The sequence below is a fragment of the Parabacteroides leei genome (assembly GCF_023369805.1).
Taxonomy (GTDB): domain Bacteria; phylum Bacteroidota; class Bacteroidia; order Bacteroidales; family Tannerellaceae; genus Parabacteroides; species Parabacteroides leei.
In genome coordinates, this window is record NZ_JAMBQG010000011.1 from 37,360 (window position 1) to 57,661 (window position 20,302).

The following is a 20,302-nucleotide window of genomic DNA, read 5'->3' on the forward strand; positions in this document are numbered from 1 at the left end:
TTATTCATTATGAAAAAAATATCAATTCTATCATTCATTATAGCTTCTTTTTTTATTTCCACTTCAAATCAATCTAAAAAGACAACTGATTTAACATTAATGAACATTGAGGCATTAGCTCAATCCGAAGGTAGTTTATTGGGAGAATGCTACAAGTATGTAGATTCTCATGCAGGATATCCAGGTTCCTCTGTAATATATTGTGGAGGGGTCAACGGATGTACTGAATTACAAGCATATAGTTATAGCAATAAATCAATCTGCCTATAATTCAAAATCCAAAGTATAGAATTGTATTCTATACTTTGGATTTCAATAATAAAAAACATATTATGAAACAGAATATATTTCAAATTATAAATATCACAATAGGTTGTTTATTTTTATCAACATCCTGTTCACTCAATAATAAAGAATTAAAAGACACACACATAAATGATGATAGCTTCCAAAAAGATATCAATAAATTAGTCGCAAAAGAAATTTATTTAAACGAAATATTTGATATTTCAGATTTAGCTATAGTGGAAAATAACATAATATTTCAATCAATAGCATCTGACACAATTATACATGTATACCAAACACCTAATTTTCAACTATTAAACAGTTTTGGCCACAAAGGCGAAGGTCCTATGGATTTTTCGAATCCACACCTATACAAAGGAACAAACAATCAATTTCTCATTGGAGGATTTAATAGCGGAAAAAATGCTTATCGTTACGATTTAAAAAGTAACAATATTGATAAACAAGATCAATATAATATACTCAATATAGGTGAACCCATGAATAATGTATATTCATTTGATAAATATCTAATATACAATAATATTTTTCAATTAAATATTTGCAAATATAATTTTGAGAATAATTCTACAAACATATTATATTCATTTCCAAAAGATGATCACCTTGAAAGTTTTTTCTATTCAAATAAAGGTATATTAGTTGCTAACGACTCTGTAATAGTCTATGCGTATTTTTACAAAGACAAAATTGATTTTATTGATTTTAATGGTAATTTAAAAAAAAGCATCTTGGGAGAAAAACAAAAACCACATATTAATATCAATAATTTCAATTCTAATACAACTACATTTATAAATGCATTCGCCTCAAAATCATATATTTTCCTATTATACAGAGGTAAAAATCATGATGATTTCATGAAAGATCCTTATAAGGATAAATTACTGATATATGATAATAATGGAAATTACATAAATGAATATAGATTTGACATTTCTCCTATATTATTCGTATTCGATGATATAAACAATACTTTATACGGATATAACGGATTATATAAAGAATGTATTCTTTCTTATTATATCAAAATATAACTATAAATAAAAACAATTTCCAAACAATAAAAGAAGATGATGAATCGAAAAATTATCCTATCTAAAATCTCACAAAAAAATAAGAATAATCACTTTTCATTATCTTCTTTATAAAACAATAATAAGATGGAGAAATATTATTTATACTTTTTTCTAGATTCTCTTATTTAAATAGGATGTTTCAATAAAAAACATCAAATAAAGAAGTATCATACCAAAGTAATTATTCATTAAATAAAATAAATTTCATCATTTATATTATCATACTAGTTATATGTTCTTCTTGTAGTACCCCTAAAAAAATATATAAACAATGTTTGCATAAAATTGAATAAAGTAAATGAGGACTTACATAACTATTCATACATAATTATAATTCCGGAGTCAGAATATTCTGGGTGTATTACAAAAGTCGAAGACTTTTATAACAGAAACAAAGAGAACAAAAATATTTTCTTTATATTCAAAGACATTTTATCAATCAAATTAAAAGTAGGGAAAGATGTTATCGAAAAAGGAAATGTCTACTTTGACAAAAGTAACACTTTTTTATCAAATGATTATAATGGGAATGTATATCCCCTAATTTTCAATACAAAAGACAATATTAATTACCATTTTTCAATCCTCATGAGAAACTATTTTAGTCGGTTACTTTATAGACAAATACAGAAATGAAAGGTATATTCATATCAGGAATCTACATATTCTTAACCCTCCTCTTGACGGCTTGTACCTCTCCAGACGACAAACGTCTGGAGCAGGCTCTGTTTCTTGCCGAAGAGAATCGGAAAGAATTAGAGAAAGTATTGATATACTATCAAAATGATTCATTAAAACTAAAAGCCGCCCAATTCCTTATCAAAAATATGCCGGGTCATACAGGATACGATCCAGCCATCATCTCCCTCTTACAGCCGGTTTATAATAAACATATAGCCATATCTGAAAAATATGATTGGAAACGGCCGGATGACTGGAGAAGGGATGTCAAAGAGCTATGGAATGAAGAAAGCCAGAAAATCAATTTACACAAATATCCTGACAAGCAGGATATACAAACCGTCAAAGCCAATTGGTTGATAAAAGAAATAGATTTGGTATTCAAGGCATGGAAAGAGAATGCTTATACCAGAGACACTCCGTTTGAGTTGTTCTGCAAACACATACTGCCCTATCGCTTCAACGACAAGTTTTGCTTAGATAATAACCGGGAGGTTTTTTATAACCGTCATCACGGGATATTCAGCCATGCAGTAAAAGATTTCAGGAAAATTACAGATTCACTGCATTTTACATATGACGAAATCATGAACAGCGTCGGCTATGCCGCCTCCATGCCCATATGCAATATAGCCAGTTATGAACGGATAAAAAGGGCGACTTGTGACATACAGACACAATTCAACGCACACATGATGTCGGCACTTGGAATGCCCGTCACGATCGATTTTGTTCCCATGTGGGGAAACCGGACGGAAGGGCATAGTTGGAACACCTTGATTATCGACGGAAAAACATATCCTTTCGAACCGTTTTGCGATAATGAAAGATGGAAATATGATATATTGTATAACAATCATTCATTTGACCTGAAGGCGGGGAAATTCAGATTGCCGAAAGTATTTCGAAAATCGTTCGAATACCATTTGGACGGACCAATGGTAGACAAAAACGAAGAGATGAACAATATTCCGAATTTGTTTAAAAACCCTTGGATAGAGGATGTCTCTTCAGAATATTTTCAAACGACAGACGTCACAATTTATATAACGGAAAAGATTCCCGGCAATACCGGTTATTGCTATTTATGCGTCTATAACGCACAGAATATGACATGGAATCCCATCCAGTGGGGAAAAATAAACAGGAAAAAGGCGACATTCAAAGGAATAGGGCGCGACATTGCCTACTTACCGGCTTTCTTTCAGAACGGAGCAGTCATACCTGCTGCGCCAGCATTCATTCTTGACAAAGAGGGGGATTGCAAACAACTAAAGCACAATCCACGCGAAAAAGAAACAATCGTAGTCAACACGACGACTCCTATAAGCACGCATTTTACGCCAATGCTTGCCGGAGCCCATTGGATTGGATGTAACAGCTTCGGTAGTGAAGAACGGAGGGATACATTATACACATTAACCGATTCGATAGATGCTAGCTATAACTAAATAGAGCTTCAGACATCTAAAAAATATCGACAAATCCATTTGACATTGCCGCAAAAACATATCGCATTAAGTGAAATCATCTTCTATGAAAAACAAGACGGCAGGTTAAAACCTGTCACTGATGTCAAAGTAACTGCAAACATAAGTAATGATTCAATCAAAGAGCTTTATAGAATTACAGACGGTTTGTCCGGAACAGGCTTCCTGGGCTCTTTCAACAGTAAAAATTCAAAAGATTGGAACATATTGTTCGATTTAGGCAGAGAGACGAAAATTCACTCCATATCAATCATTCCGAAGTCAAAAATACAGGTAAATAACAATGAAGACTTCACTTTGTATTATTGGGATAATGAATGGATTCAGGTAAAAACAATGAAAGGCAATCGGGAAAGCATTATGTTTGATAATATTCCTTCTGATGCTTTATATTTGATAAAGACGTCCAAAATGGAAAGTTCTTATTATGCAGAAAGAATATTCACTTATAAAAACGGAAGGATATATTGGTGGTAATTGGCAAATTACATAAGAAAGAGGTTAAAATGGTTTTACAAAACTGGATGAACAAAGTGGTCAACATAGTTTTCTGGCTATGTATGACAGCCGCTTTGTGGTTTGTCATGCAGGTATTCGTATGGGGTTCTTTCAAAATCCCCACTGACTCAATGGAACCGGAGTTGATGACCGGCGACAATATACTGGTGTGGAAACCGACCATCGGACCGCGTCTGTTCAACTTGTTTGCCTCCATGCGGCTGGAGCAGACAGAAATTTACCGGATTCCCGGTTTCAAAAAGATAAAACGAAATGATATCCTTGTTTTTAATTTTCCGCATCCTAACGGTTGGGACAACATTGAAATGCATATTCTGAAATATTACATCAAACGATGTATTGGGTTACCGGGAGACACCCTATCGATCCAAAAAGGATATTTCCATGTTGAAGGGGTACAAACACATCTCGGCAACATAGATTCACAAAACAAAATAGCTACAACAGACAAATTTGGAGACGGAATTTATCATAGTTTCCCATTCGATAGCGTGATCAGCTGGAATATTAAAAATTTCGGACCTCTCTATGCACCGGGGAAAGGCGATTCTATTACTTTAGATCGCACAAATTTCCGGCTATACAAAAAAGTAATAGAATGGGAACAACAAACAAATCTACAATGCAAAGACTCTACGTTTTTTCTTAACGAAAAACCGATTAACGGTTATCGTTTTCTGAAAAACTATTACTTCATGGCAGGTGATAACGGGATGAATTCACAGGATTCACGTTATTGGGGGTTGCTGCCGGAAGAATATATTGTAGGAAAAGCTTGGATTATTTGGAAATCAGTTGATCCGTATACAAACAAGTTCAGATGGGATCGTTTTTTAAAAATAATTCATTAAACAGAAAGCCATGAAAAGTCTATTTATTATAGGATTAAACATATTTGGCGTGTACAAAAACAGTAAAAGTTGAACTCCAAACTCCCGTTTAAAATTCAACCCTTAGACTCTTTATGCGGTAAACATAGACAAATATATTTTTAAAACCTATTTTTCCGGTAAAAATCAGGATAATATGCTTTTAGATGAAAAAAAAACATATCTTTGCATCGTAACAATTTAAATATGAACAACTATGAAAAATGATTCTGCTTTGGTCCGTTTCGATTGGGCTGTAAAGCGCCTTTTACGTAATAAATCAAACTTTGTTGTGTTGGAAGGCTTTTTGTCCACTTTACTTGGGCAAGAAATACGCATTCTCAAAATGCTGGAAAACGAAAGCAATAAGGAAAATGTCGATGATAAGTTCAACCGGGTAGATATGCTGGCAGAAGACAGTAAAGGGGAACTCATCATCATTGAGGTACAGAACAACCGTGAACTGGATTATTTCCATCGTATGTTATACGGAGCATCCAAAGCCATTATCGATTATATCAATGAAGGCCAGGAATATGGTGTTATTCGTAAAGTATATTCAATCAACATCGTTTATTTTGAATTAGGCCAAGGAAAAGACTATGTCTATCATGGTCGTACCAACTTTAAAGGAATCCATTACAATGACATTCTTCAGTTGTCCGTACGCCAACGTGAACAGTTTGTACGGCACGAAGCCGGAGATATTTTCCCTGAATATTACGTATTACGAGTAGACGGTTTTAACCAACAGGCGAAAACTCCTTTGGACGAATGGATTGCTTTCCTGAAAACCGGCGAGATCGACAAAAACAGTACGGTTCATGGCTTACAGGAGGCACGCGAACGTTTGCGTATCGACCAGTTAGATGAGAAAGACAGACGGCAATATTACGCAGACATGGAGGCTATACGTTATCAACGCAGTGTGATCAAGACCGGATGGATTGAAGGCCGGGCCGAAGGAATAGCGGAAGGTAAAGCAGAAGGTAAAGCAGAAGGTAAAGCAGAAGAGCAACGACTCATAGCAATAAACCTGAAGCAAAACGGAGTCGACCCTCTCATTATTGCACGATCTACCGGCTTGTCGATAGAAGAAATTGAACAGTTCTAAAGACCTGACACGGCATAAAACATATTCCCGGGGAGGTTCTTCTCTCCGGGATTTTTATAACAATACATACAAAATCCCAAATTGCCATTTTGATAGTAAATATCGACATCCAAAACCTCTTTGATACGTTAAAAAACATTATCCGGTCAAGTAATTTCATTTTCCCGGTATAGTAATTGAATATTTCCTGATAGGTCAGCACAAAATTTTCTTTCCGAATGAAATTCTGGAAATAGGTCAAACTATCACCGGATAAGACGACTTCCTTTGTGCCCTGTTTCAAGACAATTATACCAGGGGAAAGGAAGAAAGGATATTTACTTATAAGGATGGAAAATAGGTTTGGTGGTAAATATAAGTTAGATACTTTTGCGTCAAAAAATAAAACAAATGATTCAAAAGCCATTACAAATCAAGACTGTCATTAAAATGTCATTATTCAATGGCAATGAATACAGAATTAAATAAGTTTATTTGTACGCAAATAACATATACATGAAAAATTTCATTTTAACACTCTTATCAATCATTCTTTTTTCCTGCCAGTCATCAGACGAGAAACAGATGAACGAAGCTTTAAAGTTTGCCGAAAAAAACAGGAGAGAATTGGAGAAAGTATTAAAATACTACGAAAACAGCCCACTTAAACTCAAAGCTGCAAAATTCTTAATTAGAAATATACCATTTTATTTTGCATACGAAAGCGAACAACTCAATCAGTATCGGAACAATCTATACAAAATTGCCATAGAAAACGAATGTTCAGATGATGAAGCAATCCGGATTGCTCAAAAACGTTTCGGGATCCTTTCAAACAATATGTTCAGGAAAGTATATGATGCACATATCATTACAGCAGATTATCTGATAAAGAATATCGATTTATCTTTTAATGTATGGAAAGAAAAGCCTTGGGGAAAATACATATCATTTGATGAATTCTGCGAAACCATACTTCCTTACCGAGTCGGGAATGAGCCATTGGAAGATTGGAGAGAAACATATTATAATCGCTATCAGCCATTATTAGACTCTTTGCTCACAGAGGATGATCCGGTACAAGCCTGTCAAATCATTTTTGATAAGATTAATGAACAGACATGGGTTTTCAATTATAAACACCAATTTCCGCATTTAGGAGCATTCGCTCTATTAGATAATAGATTTGGTACATGTGAAGACCGTTGTGACATGAGCATCTATATAATGCGCTCACTGGGTATATCGGGAGGTATCGATTTCATTCTCCAACATCCGGATAGAATGCACAAAGGACATACCTGGAATTATGTAAAAGACACTACCGGAAAACAAGTTGAATTTGAATTATACGATCTACGTCCCGGAACAAAACCAGATCCCGAAACAGCTATAAAACGAGGGATAATTTACCGGAAATGTTTTGCTGTTCAGAATAATAGCTTACCAGTTGTTTATAGTAAAAAACCAATACCTCCTACTCTAAGCAACGCATTTATGAAAAACGTATCTTCTTTATACTTCAAGGAAGAAACACACATTGAAATACCCTGCAATGAAACGGATGAGAAGATTCTTTATCTCAGTATATTCGATAACAAAAACTGGATTCCCGTAGCCTGGACTGAAATTAAAAAGGGGAAAGGTGTATTTACCCATCTGGAATCTGAAATTGCATATATTACAGGCTATTACCAAGATTCCCAGTTTATCCCGGCATCCAGTCCATTCATCGTCAAAGACAGCAATGTAATAAACTATCTAAAACCAGACTATGAGCATTATCAAAATATGATTTTGACACGCAAACACTCTATTCCTAAATGGTGGAGCTGGTATAATAAAAGGACATTGAATGGAAAATTCCAAGGAGCGAATCGTATTGATTTCAAGGATTCGGTCACACTATATACAATTACACATGAAGCGACAATGCATTCTTATACTGTCGACATCCATGAACAGAGGCAATTCAAATACCTCAGATATTTATCCGGAATATATGGCTGTTGTAATATGGCAGAAGTCAGATTTTATACGGATGATAATGACACCCCCCTGGAAGGAGATCTCATAGGGACAGAAGGTTCTTTTCAAAACGATCCGAACCGGACAAAGAAAGCAGTATTTGATAATGACCCGCTTACCTTTTATGATGCAATGGAGCCTAATGGAGCTTGGGCAGGTATTAAATTAAATGAACCTCAGAATGTAACAAGGATTTATTATCTATTCAGAAACGACGATAATAATATCCGTATTGGTGATACATACGAACTGATGTTCTGGGGAAATGATAATAAATGGGAGTCCGCTGGTAATATAGTTGCAGACAAAGAACAGGTAACTTATTGTAATATCCCCTCGCAAACACTTTACCTACTTCATAACCATACCAGAGGAAATGAAGAACGAATATTTACGTATGAGAACGGAGAACAAAACTGGTGGTAAAGTGAATCAAAGTATATCCAAGCGATAACCACCATTTTCAAATACGATCTTCAAATCAGGAATTGACTTCAAACTAATTCGTAACCTCCTGATGGTGGTATTTAAGGTATCTGATGTAGCTACGGTCTTGCCCCAAACCATTCTTTTTATTTCTTCGGAAGTTTGAAAATGTTGAGGACTATCTAACAAGACAATAAATAGTTTCAATTGAATATTTCTAAGTGGTATCTGAGTATCTCCATTTATATAAAAAAGTCCTCTTTCCCGATCGAATAATAGATTTTCTTTTATCTTTAATAACTCTCTAGGCTTTTCTTGAATAGATTTCAAAAATTTCTTACTATACCAAGTAGCAAACAAAACTACTAAAATCAGGCAAAACATGACGAAAAGAATTATAAAATGTTCTTTATTCCTGGCGATAACATAGGAAAAAGGAATATCAACATACGCCTGTAAAACAATCTCATCTTTTATACCGGTAGTAATAGGAAGTAGAGCTGTAGCAGTGTGATAAAAATTCGAATCCGGATTACTATATATAACAGTATCATTATTCACGGTATAAACCATTGCAGTTCGCACATTGACCATATTGCTCTCCCGTAAGGTTAAATTAAATAAACTATCCAGAGCCGCGATATTAACAGGGTTCTTTATTAAAAGATAAGACTGATCAACTCTATATTGTTTTTCTTCAGCTATTAAATCAACCTTATTTGCATTTTTACTTATCTTCTCCATATGACCATTTGAGTATAAGATAGTAGAACTATCACAGCCAGACGCCTTATATCCGGAAGAAGATAAAGTATTTGTCTCTTCCAATCTATTTTCCTTATCCTGATGTATGACCTTATCACACAAACCACGAATCTCCGACAAGGCAGATTGCCGCCCTTCACAAAAGATATATCCAAAATCGAAAAGAAGCATCAGTAGACAAAAGAGCAGACTACCTGTAAACACCTTTTTTTTCATCAGTAGGATCATTGCTATTATCAGTTTTATTGTTGAGTCAAAGGTAAGAATTCTTATCTAAACAGGGTCACAAATTACCGAAAATGGATCAAAAACGACTCAATCTTAAGCTGTCAGTGAAATGTCAGTATCAAAATTTGCTTCCTAATAAGAGCTCTCATACATTTGTGAACAAAAAAATGGAAAAGCAATGAAACGAATTCTAAGTAAAGTGACAGCAATAGGAATGCTCCTAGCTGGAAGTATCTATTTCATGGAAGAAACAACAACTTTACCTGATGTAGCTTTAGATAATATCGAAGCTTTAGCTGCAGGCGAAGGCAGTAGTATGTGGTTTTGTCGCGGAAGCGGTTCTCTCGACTGCCCTAATGGAACCAAAGTAGAATATATTGTAGATAATTACAGTCTGGATTAATATTCATGAAACATCTCTTATATATATTAATAGGCATTATAAGTATAAATGGTTTAATCTGTTGTACCGGTTCCCCCGGTGCCCACTACCCCCGCTATTCCACTTTTCCCGAGGAAAAAGCAATACGTGCCCAGATTATTCCTCTGGATACTATCCTGCTCCGTTACCCGTTTCGGGTGACGGTCAGAGATGGTATAGCGGTGGTTATGGATCTACATAATATGGATCATTATTTACATGCGTTTACCTATCCGGAATGGAAGCACATTGTCTCATTCGGCAAACGTGGGGAAGCTCCGGAAGAGATGTTATCTGCAGAAAACATCCAATTCAACTCTTTAGACTCTTTATGGGCACTTGATGCCAATAAGATGGAGATTACACGTTGGAAAATATCTCCATCCACTGGCGCTGCATTGCGCGTAGAGGAGATTAAACTTGATAAAAAATTGGTCCGTTCTCTAGACTTTTGTACGATGGAATCGGGCTTTTTGATTCCAGACTACATGGGAGAACACCGATTTTGTGAAATCGATAATAAAGGTGAACTAATCAAAAGTAATGGTAAAATACCAAGTGAAACAATTAATGAAGAAACTATCCGACCAGCATTAGCACAAGCATGGCGTAGTTTCATTGATTACAACCCCAACAACGGTGTACTTGCAATGGCAACACAACTAGGGGAAACACTGGAAATTTATAATTTAAAAGATAATACTCACAAAATACTGTATGGCCCAGAAGGAGAACCTCTATTTAAAACAGGAAAAAATGGCTCAGGTATTCCAAATGGGATTATGGGATTTTGTGACATAAAAGTAACAAGTGAACATATTTATGCTGTTTTTCAAGGAATTAAATTTAAAGATAAAATGAAGGCTTATCAACAAGGCCAAGAACTGGAAGACGGAGGTCGATTTATCTATGTATTTGACTTGCAAGGAAATCCTGTTTGTAAATACACACTTGATCATGCTATATATGGGATTGATGTAAATGAAGAAACGAATACGATCATTGCCACTGAAGTAAAAAGTGATGATCCGATCATAGAACTCAAAATTTAAAGAACAAGATGAAAACTTTAAATCTAATCATACTAATTTTATTATCAATCTTCTTCTCCTGCAAAAATGAACAGAAAGAGAAAGAAAAACACATTGCCCAATTGGTGAATGAATGGCAGGGTAAACAAATTGTATTCCCTGAAAACCTGATCTTCACTCGCTATCTGACAGACACTACAGATTTCCGGATTCCGCAATCCGAATATAAAGTATTGATATATGTTGACTCTATCGGTTGTACCAGCTGCAAACTACAACTACATAAATGGAAAGAACTAATAGAATATACCGATTCCGTAACGCAAGGCAAAGTTCCTTTTCTCTTCTTCTTCCATTCAAAAGACTATATGGAAATATGTTATCTGTTAAAACGTTATGGATTCGATCGCCCGGTATGCATTGATATAGATGATCGACTGAATAAACTGAACAAGCTCCCGATAGATATGACTTTCCAGACATTTCTACTGGATAAAAACAACAAAGTAGCTGCTTTAGGAAATCCAGTACACAACACGGCTATAAGAGACCTCTACCTGAAACAGATAACAGGAAAAGAAAGTCCGACTAAAACGATGTTGAAAACAACCGCCGAAGCTATTCAAACAGAGATAGACTTCGGCACATTCAACAAATCAGAAATAAAAGAAACAACTATAGAGGTAAAAAACACAGGGGACAATCCCCTCGTGATAGTGGACGTAAGTACCACCTGTGGCTGCACGGCAGCCACATATGACAAACGACCCGCGAAGCCCGGAGAAACTCTTCAGGTGGGAATTAAGATGACACCGAAGGACACAGGATTCTTCGATGAAGTCATAACGATCAAATACAATAGTATTAACAACCAACCCATCAAGGGAAGGATAAAGGGGAATGTTCAGTGATCGAACAAAAGGGAGTTTGCTGCACGACCGCAAAATTATACAAACAAACTCCCGAAGATCCCGAAAAGGAGGTGTATGATGGTAATATAATTGATAAAGCCGAATAAATCATTTCGACTATCTGAACTGAAAAGAGTAGGCAAAGATAGAAAATAAACTAGATTATTAATTTAATACTGAATAAGATCGTGAAGAAAAAGATCTTTGGAGCAGCTTTTATCGCTGCTATGGCTCTTGTAACCGGCTGGAATTTCAACCAGAGCAAAAATGAAGTGGAACTGTCAGACTTGGCATTAGTTAATGCCGATGCATTAACTAGATCGGAAATTGGTGATAAATGTGGTGGCTGCAGTACTTCATATTCCTATTTTTGTTGTACCCATTCACTAAATGGTACAACATTTATTTTAAAGAAAAACTAATTAATCATCTAACTATTATTCCGGCATAACTCTTTAAGTAGGATTATGCCGAAATAACATTCAAACTTATGAAAATCAATCAATATTACTACATTATATTACTAATAATTGGAGTTAGTTGTACTAATACAGCCAATAATAAAATATTATTTCCTACCGACAATTTCACAACAATAAAAGGGAAACAGATACTACCCGACCTTTTTATTGGTCAGCCTCTTAATATGTTGCTTATTAACAACAATCTATTACTCATTGATATATATGATGGATTTGAAGTCACACTAATAAATACTAAGAATAAAACTTCAGGACGAATAGCCCCGAAAGGAGAAGGGCCTCACGAGTTTCTAGACATACGCAATATAACTTATAATTCAAGGGATAACACATTGTGCATTTTTGATGGAATGACTCGTTTTTGCTCTTTTTACAAAGTAATAAACAATGAAATTTCATTAAATGAGTATGATTTTATAGATAAAATACGTTTTGACAATAATTATCCTTATGATATTATTCCATTTGATAATAAATTCATTACTAATGGATGCTTTGATCAATATCAATTTGCTTTATTGGACAAAAAAGGTAATAACATCTTAGACTTTGGAATATATCCTGGTGATAAAAATGGGATTGAAATAAATGGTTGCTTCTTCTTGAAAAATCAAACGATCATTACTGCCAGCCCTAATCAAGAGCATTTTGTAGCAGCAGGTGTTTTTCATGATCAACTAGTCTTCTACAAAAACAACGATAAATTGACAAAAACTAAAGAATATTTCAGTATAGATTCCAAAATAAATACCGACCTAAATAAGGAAGGTGAAGCGATACAATATAGTTCATCTGAAACTCCTGAAACGACAAGAACTTATAGGGTTCTTTACCCTACAAATTCTTACATGTATGCACTATACTGGGGCATTAAAAACAAAGATATAGACAAAGAAAATATCTGTTATATCTTAAAATTTGACTGGAATGGTAATTTAAAAGAAGGTTTCAAAATCGAACAAAGATTAAAAACATTTGCAATAGATGAAGATAAGAATTGTATTTATGGCATAACATATTCCGAAGAAGATGAAAGTCTTTTACTGCAATATGACATGTAGAGATTAGAAATCATGAGTTGCGAATTCCAGGGCCGGTTAGCCCTCAACACACTTACAAAATATTTGAACGACCGGATATAGTTCTTAACTCTGCAAGTATAAGACAACGAGCAACTTTACAAAAACAGATAGCCGCATTGTGTACATTAGTACCATTAAATAGAATATGAAACAGCTGCATAAAGGAATAACAACAGGAGTATTGTTTTCATTTTTAATCATCTTGCTTTTGAATCTTTCAGCTTGTAATTCGCAAAAATCGAAAATAGAGTTTGCGCTAAAAGAGGCCGGAAAGAACAGAGGTGAACTTGAAGCGGTGTTATCACACTACACAAGACTGAACGACACATTAAAACTTAAAGCAGCCCAATATCTTATCCGATATATGCCTTATCATTTTTCTTATGGAACAGGCATCAAGGATTACTACCATGCCATAGATTCAGTAGTTGCCTTATCTGATAATAAACTTGAACAGGAGAAACATATCAAACTCCTTCAACCGAGATTTGAAAATAGGTATAGAATATATCGGGATATCGAGACCATTAATGCTGATTTTCTAATTAAATCAATTGATGCAGCCTTCAAGCAATGGCAACAAGGTAAATGGGCTACACATCTGAATTTCGATGAATTTTGTGAATATCTTTTGCCATATAAGTGTTTCGAAGGACAACCGCTCGAAGATTGGCGAAGTGCCTATTACGACCTTTGCATGGGGGATATCGACAAGGCTTATTTGTGCGATGACTATGAACAGAGTTCATTCTTTGCCACAATGGAAGTAAACCGACGGATGAAAGAGTCGACTCCCCAAAGCTTTGGCCGGCTGACGACTCTGCCGATTTTCGATCCCGCCATTATCTTCAAACTACCATACGCCTATTGCAGCACTTACTGCCAGGGATGTGTATTAACCATGCGCAGTAAAGGAATCCCTGTCGCCTATGATTTCACACCACACTGGTCCAATAGGTCCAAAGGGCATTCATGGAATACCGTCTATACATCACGCTTCGGGAACCTGGAGTTTGCCCCTCACGAAACGGATCCTGGCAGCGTTCATTATCCATACTTGAAAATGCCGAAAATTTTTCGATCGGTTTATAAGCCGAACGAAGAATATCTGGAGATCGCCTCCCGAAAGTATATTCCACCAGAAATCAGGAATATGTTCATTCGGGATGTAACAGCCGAATACATGCCAACCTTAGACGTCCCAATAAGCCTGAATCAGGCTTTACCCAGCAAACAGTATCCGTTTATTGCAGTCTACGACGGTGAGGATTGGAGACCAGTTTACTGGGGTAAAATGTCTGGTAAAAATGTGACTTTCGAAAGGATGGGATTGCATACTTATTATATGGCTTTTGCTTATGATACGAACGGAAACCGTTTCCCAATTTGCAAGCCTTTTGAAGTCACACTGTCTAAACAAATCCAGTTCATGAAACTTGACACATCTTCTTTCAGGACTATCAGACTGACTCGGAAATTTCCACAAGGCGACCATATATTTACCATCCACGAACAAATCTCTGGAGGTATTTTTGAAGCTGCAGACAACCGGGATTTCCATCATGCAAAAAAAATGCAGGAATTACCTCAATGGAACTTGACTAATGGTTCTTTTTCTCTTACGACGGAAAAGGCTTATCGTTACTGGCGTTTCAGATCTTCCGATACGAACCGTTGCGATATGGCAGAAGTCTATTTTTACGATTTACGGGATTCGATCATCCGGGGAAACGTGATAGATCACGGAGGTGTACAACCAAAGAAAGAATGGAAGGCAGACAATATTGCTGATGAAGATCAATTGACGAATTTTAGTGCAAAAGGAGAACAAAGTTGGGTCGGATTCGACTTCGGAAAACCGGTAAATATTTCAAGAATTTCATATATTCGCCGTGGTGATGGCAATTCGATCCAACCAGGACTGATCTATTCTCTCTACTACTGGGATACAGATCGTTGGTTATGTATAGGAACAAAGATAGCAACAGATGTTTTTGTTGAATTTAAACATGCTCCGCGAAAGGCCTTGTTCGCTATCAAATGTTCACAAGGTGATGAACAGAGGATTTTCACTTGTGATGAAAACAACAAAATATGCTGGTATTAGAGTTCTTACATGTTATAAAAAAGAATCGATATATTTTCCTTATAGAATAGCAGACATTGAAAATTTATTAATCAAATGAAGATAAAAACACATATACACAACTTGATCAATAATATGTTCAACATAATCTTCTGGCTATGTTTGATAGTCGCTTTATGGTTTGTGGTACAGGTATTCGTGTTTGCTTTCTTCAAAATACCCAGTGATTCAATGGAACCGGGTTTAACCACAGGTGATAATATATTGGTGTGGAAGCCAACCCTCGGCCCGCGCGTATTCAATCTGTTTGCATCCATGCGAAACGAGCAAACTGAGATTTACCGAATCCCTGGCTTCAAAGATATAAAGCGTAATGATATCCTGGTCTTCAATTTTCCTCATCCAAATGATTGGGATAAAGTTGAAATGCATATCCTCAAATATTATATCAAGCGATGCGTAGGGCTACCCGGTGATACCCTATTTATACAAAACGGTTTTTTCCATGTTAACGGAGTAAATACACCACTTGGCAATCCGGATTCGCAAAAAAAGATAGCCGCCATCGAAAAGTTTGAAAACGGTATATTCCTTAGTTTTCCTTATGATAGTATTATCGATTGGAATATCAAGGAGTTCGGCCCACTACATATCCCAGCTAAAGGTGATTCAGTCAGGATGAACCGGACAAATTTTGTTTTGTGCAAGAAATTAATCGAATGGGAACAGCAAAAAAAACTTGAATACAGGGATTCAACTGTTTTCCTAAATGGGATTCCGATCAGCAGTTATCGTTTCCAGAAAAACTATTACTTCATGGCAGGCGATAACGGCATTAATTCGCAAGATTCACGTTATTGGGGACTGTTACCGGAGGAATATATTGTAGGAAAAGCCTGGATTATATGGAAATCAGTTGATCCGTATACCGGCAAATTCAGATGGGATCGGTTTATGAAAGTTATTCAATGAATATCTTATGAAAAATATATATTTTATTCTATTCATAATACTACATACAGCCTGCTCATCGGTTAATGATGAACAGCTACAATACATAATGGAACTTGCAGGTAATAACAAAACGGAACTGGAAAAAGTATTACAACATTACCAAAATGACTCATTAAAACTGGAAGCTGCCAAATTTTTGATACGCAATATGTTCCATTATAGCTATCAGCAAGGAAATGTCATGGACAGCGTTAAGGAAGCTCGTACACATACCAATTCTTTCGGACAATTAGAGAAGAAATATGTGTATAAATGGGGAGGATATTCTTATAGGAATCTTCCTAAAATATATGATGCTCAGATAATCACAGCAGATTATCTTATCGACAACATTGAACAGGCATTTGAGAACTGGGAAAAAAGGAGTTGGAATAAACATCTTTCTTTCGATGAGTTTTGTGAGTATCTGCTGCCTTATCGGCTTGGCAATGAACCTTTGGAAGAATGGCGCGATCTTTATAAAAACGAATATGCTTTTCTACTGGACTCTGTCAACCAGGGCAGTGACGTTATTGAAGCAGCCAATCTGGTTAGCCAGTATTTACTTAAACCGGTATTCATCTATTGTGAAGATTTTGATTTGCCGCACGTGGGGGCACGATACTTATTCAAATACCGATATGGAACATGCGTAGACGCAGCTGATATATTTGTTTACACTTGTAGAGCAATAGGCATTCCTTGCGCAGAGGACACAGAAGTCAGAGGTGGTCATACGTGGACTGTTGTAAAAGATACAACAGGTATGGACGTTCCGTTTTGGTATTTTAATATTATTGCCAAACGTGGGAACAAAGATATTAACGGTCATAATAAAGGTAAGGTATATCGATTCACATACGATATGCAAACAAAAAAATTATCCTATTCATCCAGTGAATGGAAAAACATAGCACCTTTTTTACGAAATCCTGCTTATAAAGATGTTAGTAAATATTATTTCCCGGACACACTCAAATTAACTACTAAAGAATTGGATATCGCCAATAATGACCTTATTTATCTTGGATTCTTTCATAGCAACAGGTGGTGGGGATGTGCAATGGCAAAAACCGTTGACAATTATGCTCTGTTTAACAATCTGGAAGAAGAACAGGTATATGTCCCTTTAATCTATAAAGAGAGAACCTTCAAACAATGCGGGTATCCGTTTCTGTTTATTGACAAAAAATCTCACTCATTCATTCCAAATAAAAAAAATTACCAAAAAGTAAAATTATATCGAAAATATCCTTTCTATGAATGGTTGCATCATCGACTTTATTACATTCTCGGAACAATATTCGAAGGCAGTAATTCTGCCGATTTCCGGAAAACCTCAACGCTTTATTGTGTAACAGATACTCCCTCAGTGGCATACAATACAATCTATTTTGATAAACCAATCAAAATGCGTTATATCAAATGTCGAGTACCTAAACAAAAAGTTGCAGAAATCTCTGAAATTAATTTTTATTATCAAGGGAAACAAGTTAAGCCTCTTTCTTTCTGGGGAAGTCAGTCACAGGCAGGTCACAGATATGCTGTCATTGAAAATATTTCCGACAATGATCCTTTGACTTACTATATATCTGAAGAAAAAGGAGGTTTCGTTATTTTTGATTTAGGGACAAATAATCCCATTGATCAAATAGTATATATGCCTCGTAATGATGATAATTTTGTTCGTAAGGGTGATTTCTACGAATTATTTTACAATATAGGAAAAGACGGATGGGAATCACTAGGGAAACAAATAGCAGATACAACTTATCTTGAATATGACATTCCTGATAATGCTCTGCTGCTATTACGTGATTATACACGAGGCCAGGAAGAACAAATATTTTTTATACAAGATGGAAAACAAATATTCCCGACATACTAATATTAACCGAATTGTTTACACGTTATTTGTATTCAATGGAATTCTCCTAATGTGCACTGCCTTTGCTACAGATGCCAGTTTAGCAAACGGAGTAGTAACAGGGAAGGTCCACTGGTTTCATCTGGCAATGGCAGTCATGGCGGTATGCAGTTTAATTACATTCATCCTTACAAGGTCGACAACACCATTCACTTTTTCGGTTGCAGATGGAGGAATTTCGGTTTTGACGGCTATCATTGCGATTACTTATGACTGGCAACTGAATCCCGAACCGGAGAAAATGTTGTTCGGAGGACAACTGGTCGTATTGTGGTTCCTGCTGCAGTTTCTGTTTGCCGGATGGCCGCAGTTGAAGCTGTTTTTCCTGGTGATGGTGATTATTACCGGACTGATAGAAGCAATATTAGGAATACGTCAATTACATGGATTTGAAGGTTCGAACCATTCGCTGTTCAGACTGACCGGGGATTTTTATAATCCGGGGCCTTATTCGGGGTATCTCGCGATGGTACTACCGGTTTGTCTATGGATGATCCTACGGTTCGATGGCTATAAGAAAGGGGGATGGCGGCAGGCAGAGGTTTACCTGCACTATCTGGGTTGGATCAGTTTGCCGGCTATTATTGTCGTGTTGCCTGCCGGGATGAGCCGGACGGCCTGGATTGCGGCGGCGGTTTCGTGCGGATGGGTTTACTGGATACAACGTATCGGATGGGAAAAGACTAAGCGATTTATAAAAGAACACCAAACCTTAACTACAGTATCATCTTTTTTGATACTGCTTCTGGTAGCCGGTGCATTGGCTGGTATTTACGTGCTAAAAAAAGATTCGGCCGATGGCCGCTTACTTTTATGGAAAGTAACGACGCAAGCAATAATGAAACAACCCTGTACAGGAACCGGGCTTGGAGGTTTTCCGGCAGCTTATGCCGAAACGCAAGCGGAATATTTTTCTTCCGGTAAAGCTTCGGAGACAGAAAAGCTGGTGGCCGGATGTCCGGAATATGGGTTTAATGAGTTCTTACAGATAGGAGTGGAACAGGGAGTGTTTGGTTTAATGGTTTTTGTATTGTTGTTAAGTTATTCCTTGTTCCGGGGGGTGAAGAACAGACAGATCGGGGCAGCTGGGGGGATATTGGCATTGATGGTGTTTAGTTTGGCTTCTTATCCGTTACAGTTGCCGGAGTTCTGGGTGGTGTTGGTGGTTTTGATGGGGGTTGCTAATGCAACTGTCTCCACTGACACACCCCCTACCCCCTCTCGAGAGGGGAAAAAGTTACTCTCAGTCGCTGTAATCGGGGGGATGGCAGTATGTTGCGGATGGCTTTTCTGGCAGCAGAAAGGCTATTACCAGGGGTATAAGAAATGGAATACATTGAAAATGTTATATAATAGCAAAGCTTATGAAGCGGCGGCAGACGGATATGAAAAGTTGGTACCGTTGATGGGACATAAGCCGGAACTACTATTTGAAACGGCGCAATGCTTGAGTAAGACGGAGCGGTTTGCAGAGGCGAACCGTTTGTTAGAACGGGCAATGAAACTGAGTGGCGATCCGATGATACATTATATGGCGGCAAAAAATGAACAGGCCCTGGGAAATTATCAGAAAGCAGAAAATTTATTGCTACATGCAATAGAAATACTGCCGGAACGGATCTATCCCTATTATCTGTTAACTAAACTATACTCGGAACCTACTTTCTTTCAGAAAGATAAGTTTCTCAATGCTGCTGATGCCGTATTGAAAAAAGAGCCGAAAGTGGAAAGTACAGCTATACGGGAAATGAGAACAGAAGTTAAAAACATGCTCAACAACATACGATAAAATCGTAATTAGTTTATTTATATATCAATTACGAGAATATCGTAATAATTAATTTGTATATTTGGAAATTGAAAACAGAATCACAGTTTATAT

Annotated in this window: 17 protein-coding genes; 16 read left to right on the forward strand and 1 reads right to left on the reverse strand. The window is 36.4% G+C overall.

The genetic code is table 11. The annotated features are described in order from the left end of the window. The first annotated feature begins 9 nt into the window (after positions 1-9). The 7 genes from M1P97_RS15795 to M1P97_RS15825 all read left to right on the forward strand — a co-directional run bounded on the left by M1P97_RS15795 (position 10) and on the right by M1P97_RS15825 (position 8,494). Entirely contained in the window at positions 10-270 is a 261-nt protein-coding gene (locus tag M1P97_RS15795; RefSeq protein ID WP_195372305.1) for an NVEALA domain-containing protein, read from the forward strand. A gap of 62 nt (positions 271-332) precedes the next feature. Next, positions 333-1,346: a hypothetical protein gene (locus M1P97_RS15800; RefSeq protein WP_195372306.1), complete on the forward strand. Its 1,014-nt coding sequence runs from the start codon at positions 333-335 to the stop codon at positions 1,344-1,346. 674 nt (positions 1,347-2,020) lie between these two features. Next, positions 2,021-3,520, forward strand: a complete 1,500-nt coding sequence (locus M1P97_RS15805) for a hypothetical protein (protein WP_249389578.1) — start codon at positions 2,021-2,023, stop codon at positions 3,518-3,520. A 45-nt stretch (positions 3,521-3,565) separates the two neighbouring features. Further along, positions 3,566-4,036 carry a hypothetical protein gene (locus M1P97_RS15810; RefSeq protein ID WP_249389579.1) on the forward strand — a complete coding sequence of 157 codons (471 nt, stop codon included), beginning with the start codon at positions 3,566-3,568 and terminating at the stop codon, positions 4,034-4,036. 29 nt (positions 4,037-4,065) lie between these two features. Then, a complete protein-coding gene (lepB, locus tag M1P97_RS15815) occupies positions 4,066-4,929 on the forward strand; it encodes a signal peptidase I (protein ID WP_195372308.1) in 864 nt (287 codons plus the stop codon). A 235-nt stretch (positions 4,930-5,164) separates the two neighbouring features. Further along, positions 5,165-6,061 carry an Rpn family recombination-promoting nuclease/putative transposase gene (locus M1P97_RS15820; RefSeq protein ID WP_249389580.1) on the forward strand — a complete coding sequence of 299 codons (897 nt, stop codon included), beginning with the start codon at positions 5,165-5,167 and terminating at the stop codon, positions 6,059-6,061. Between the two features lie 495 nt (positions 6,062-6,556). After that, positions 6,557-8,494: a discoidin domain-containing protein gene (locus M1P97_RS15825; protein WP_249389581.1), complete on the forward strand. Its 1,938-nt coding sequence runs from the start codon at positions 6,557-6,559 to the stop codon at positions 8,492-8,494. A gap of 6 nt (positions 8,495-8,500) precedes the next feature. On the opposite strand, the gene M1P97_RS15830 is transcribed toward M1P97_RS15825, so the two are convergent. Next, positions 8,501-9,475 (reverse strand): winged helix-turn-helix domain-containing protein, encoded by a 975-nt coding sequence (locus tag M1P97_RS15830; protein ID WP_195372311.1) that lies wholly within the window; start codon positions 9,473-9,475, stop codon positions 8,501-8,503. Positions 9,476-9,665: 190 nt separating this feature from the next. On the opposite strand from M1P97_RS15830, the gene M1P97_RS15835 reads away from it, so the two are divergent. From M1P97_RS15835 to M1P97_RS15875, 9 genes are all read left to right on the forward strand, one after another. Beyond that, the gene (locus M1P97_RS15835) at positions 9,666-9,890 is read left to right on the forward strand and encodes an NVEALA domain-containing protein (protein WP_195372312.1); all 225 of its coding nucleotides are present in this window, start codon (positions 9,666-9,668) and stop codon (positions 9,888-9,890) included. Positions 9,891-9,895: 5 nt separating this feature from the next. Continuing rightward, entirely contained in the window at positions 9,896-10,960 is a 1,065-nt protein-coding gene (locus tag M1P97_RS15840; protein ID WP_195372313.1) for a BF3164 family lipoprotein, read from the forward strand. 8 nt (positions 10,961-10,968) lie between these two features. Further along, the gene (locus tag M1P97_RS15845; RefSeq protein ID WP_195372314.1) at positions 10,969-11,850 is read left to right on the forward strand and encodes a DUF1573 domain-containing protein; all 882 of its coding nucleotides are present in this window, start codon (positions 10,969-10,971) and stop codon (positions 11,848-11,850) included. A 188-nt stretch (positions 11,851-12,038) separates the two neighbouring features. Beyond that, entirely contained in the window at positions 12,039-12,272 is a 234-nt protein-coding gene (locus M1P97_RS15850; protein ID WP_195372315.1) for an NVEALA domain-containing protein, read from the forward strand. 68 nt (positions 12,273-12,340) lie between these two features. Continuing rightward, complete coding sequence (locus M1P97_RS15855; protein ID WP_195372316.1) at positions 12,341-13,393, forward strand: BF3164 family lipoprotein; 1,053 nt, start codon at positions 12,341-12,343, stop codon at positions 13,391-13,393. A 166-nt stretch (positions 13,394-13,559) separates the two neighbouring features. Then, a complete protein-coding gene (locus M1P97_RS15860; protein WP_229058452.1) occupies positions 13,560-15,521 on the forward strand; it encodes a discoidin domain-containing protein in 1,962 nt (653 codons plus the stop codon). Between the two features lie 75 nt (positions 15,522-15,596). Further along, positions 15,597-16,472 (forward strand): signal peptidase I, encoded by an 876-nt coding sequence (lepB, locus tag M1P97_RS15865; RefSeq protein WP_195372317.1) that lies wholly within the window; start codon positions 15,597-15,599, stop codon positions 16,470-16,472. Positions 16,473-16,479: 7 nt separating this feature from the next. Continuing rightward, on the forward strand, positions 16,480-18,381 hold the full coding sequence (locus M1P97_RS15870; protein ID WP_195372318.1) for a hypothetical protein: 1,902 nt from the start codon (positions 16,480-16,482) through the stop codon (positions 18,379-18,381). A gap of 49 nt (positions 18,382-18,430) precedes the next feature. Beyond that, the gene (locus M1P97_RS15875) at positions 18,431-20,209 is read left to right on the forward strand and encodes an O-antigen ligase family protein (protein WP_229058453.1); all 1,779 of its coding nucleotides are present in this window, start codon (positions 18,431-18,433) and stop codon (positions 20,207-20,209) included. Positions 20,210-20,302 lie beyond the last annotated feature (93 nt).

Excerpts from the sequence above, each read along its gene's own strand:
- M1P97_RS15795 (WP_195372305.1), top strand. The coding sequence starts at position 10 with ATGAAAAAAATATCAATTCTATCATTCATTATAGCTTCTTTTTTTATT.
- M1P97_RS15800 (WP_195372306.1), top strand. The coding sequence starts at position 333 with ATGAAACAGAATATATTTCAAATTATAAATATCACAATAGGTTGTTTA.
- M1P97_RS15805 (WP_249389578.1), top strand. The coding sequence starts at position 2,021 with ATGAAAGGTATATTCATATCAGGAATCTACATATTCTTAACCCTCCTC.
- lepB (WP_195372308.1), top strand. The coding sequence starts at position 4,066 with ATGGTTTTACAAAACTGGATGAACAAAGTGGTCAACATAGTTTTCTGG.
- M1P97_RS15820 (WP_249389580.1), top strand. The coding sequence starts at position 5,165 with ATGAAAAATGATTCTGCTTTGGTCCGTTTCGATTGGGCTGTAAAGCGC.
- M1P97_RS15825 (WP_249389581.1), top strand. The coding sequence starts at position 6,557 with ATGAAAAATTTCATTTTAACACTCTTATCAATCATTCTTTTTTCCTGC.
- M1P97_RS15830 (WP_195372311.1), bottom strand. The coding sequence starts at position 9,475 with ATGAAAAAAAAGGTGTTTACAGGTAGTCTGCTCTTTTGTCTACTGATG.
- M1P97_RS15835 (WP_195372312.1), top strand. The coding sequence starts at position 9,666 with ATGAAACGAATTCTAAGTAAAGTGACAGCAATAGGAATGCTCCTAGCT.
- M1P97_RS15840 (WP_195372313.1), top strand. The coding sequence starts at position 9,896 with ATGAAACATCTCTTATATATATTAATAGGCATTATAAGTATAAATGGT.
- M1P97_RS15845 (WP_195372314.1), top strand. The coding sequence starts at position 10,969 with ATGAAAACTTTAAATCTAATCATACTAATTTTATTATCAATCTTCTTC.
- M1P97_RS15855 (WP_195372316.1), top strand. The coding sequence starts at position 12,341 with ATGAAAATCAATCAATATTACTACATTATATTACTAATAATTGGAGTT.
- M1P97_RS15860 (WP_229058452.1), top strand. The coding sequence starts at position 13,560 with ATGAAACAGCTGCATAAAGGAATAACAACAGGAGTATTGTTTTCATTT.
- lepB (WP_195372317.1), top strand. The coding sequence starts at position 15,597 with ATGAAGATAAAAACACATATACACAACTTGATCAATAATATGTTCAAC.
- M1P97_RS15870 (WP_195372318.1), top strand. The coding sequence starts at position 16,480 with ATGAAAAATATATATTTTATTCTATTCATAATACTACATACAGCCTGC.
- M1P97_RS15875 (WP_229058453.1), top strand. The coding sequence starts at position 18,431 with ATGTGCACTGCCTTTGCTACAGATGCCAGTTTAGCAAACGGAGTAGTA.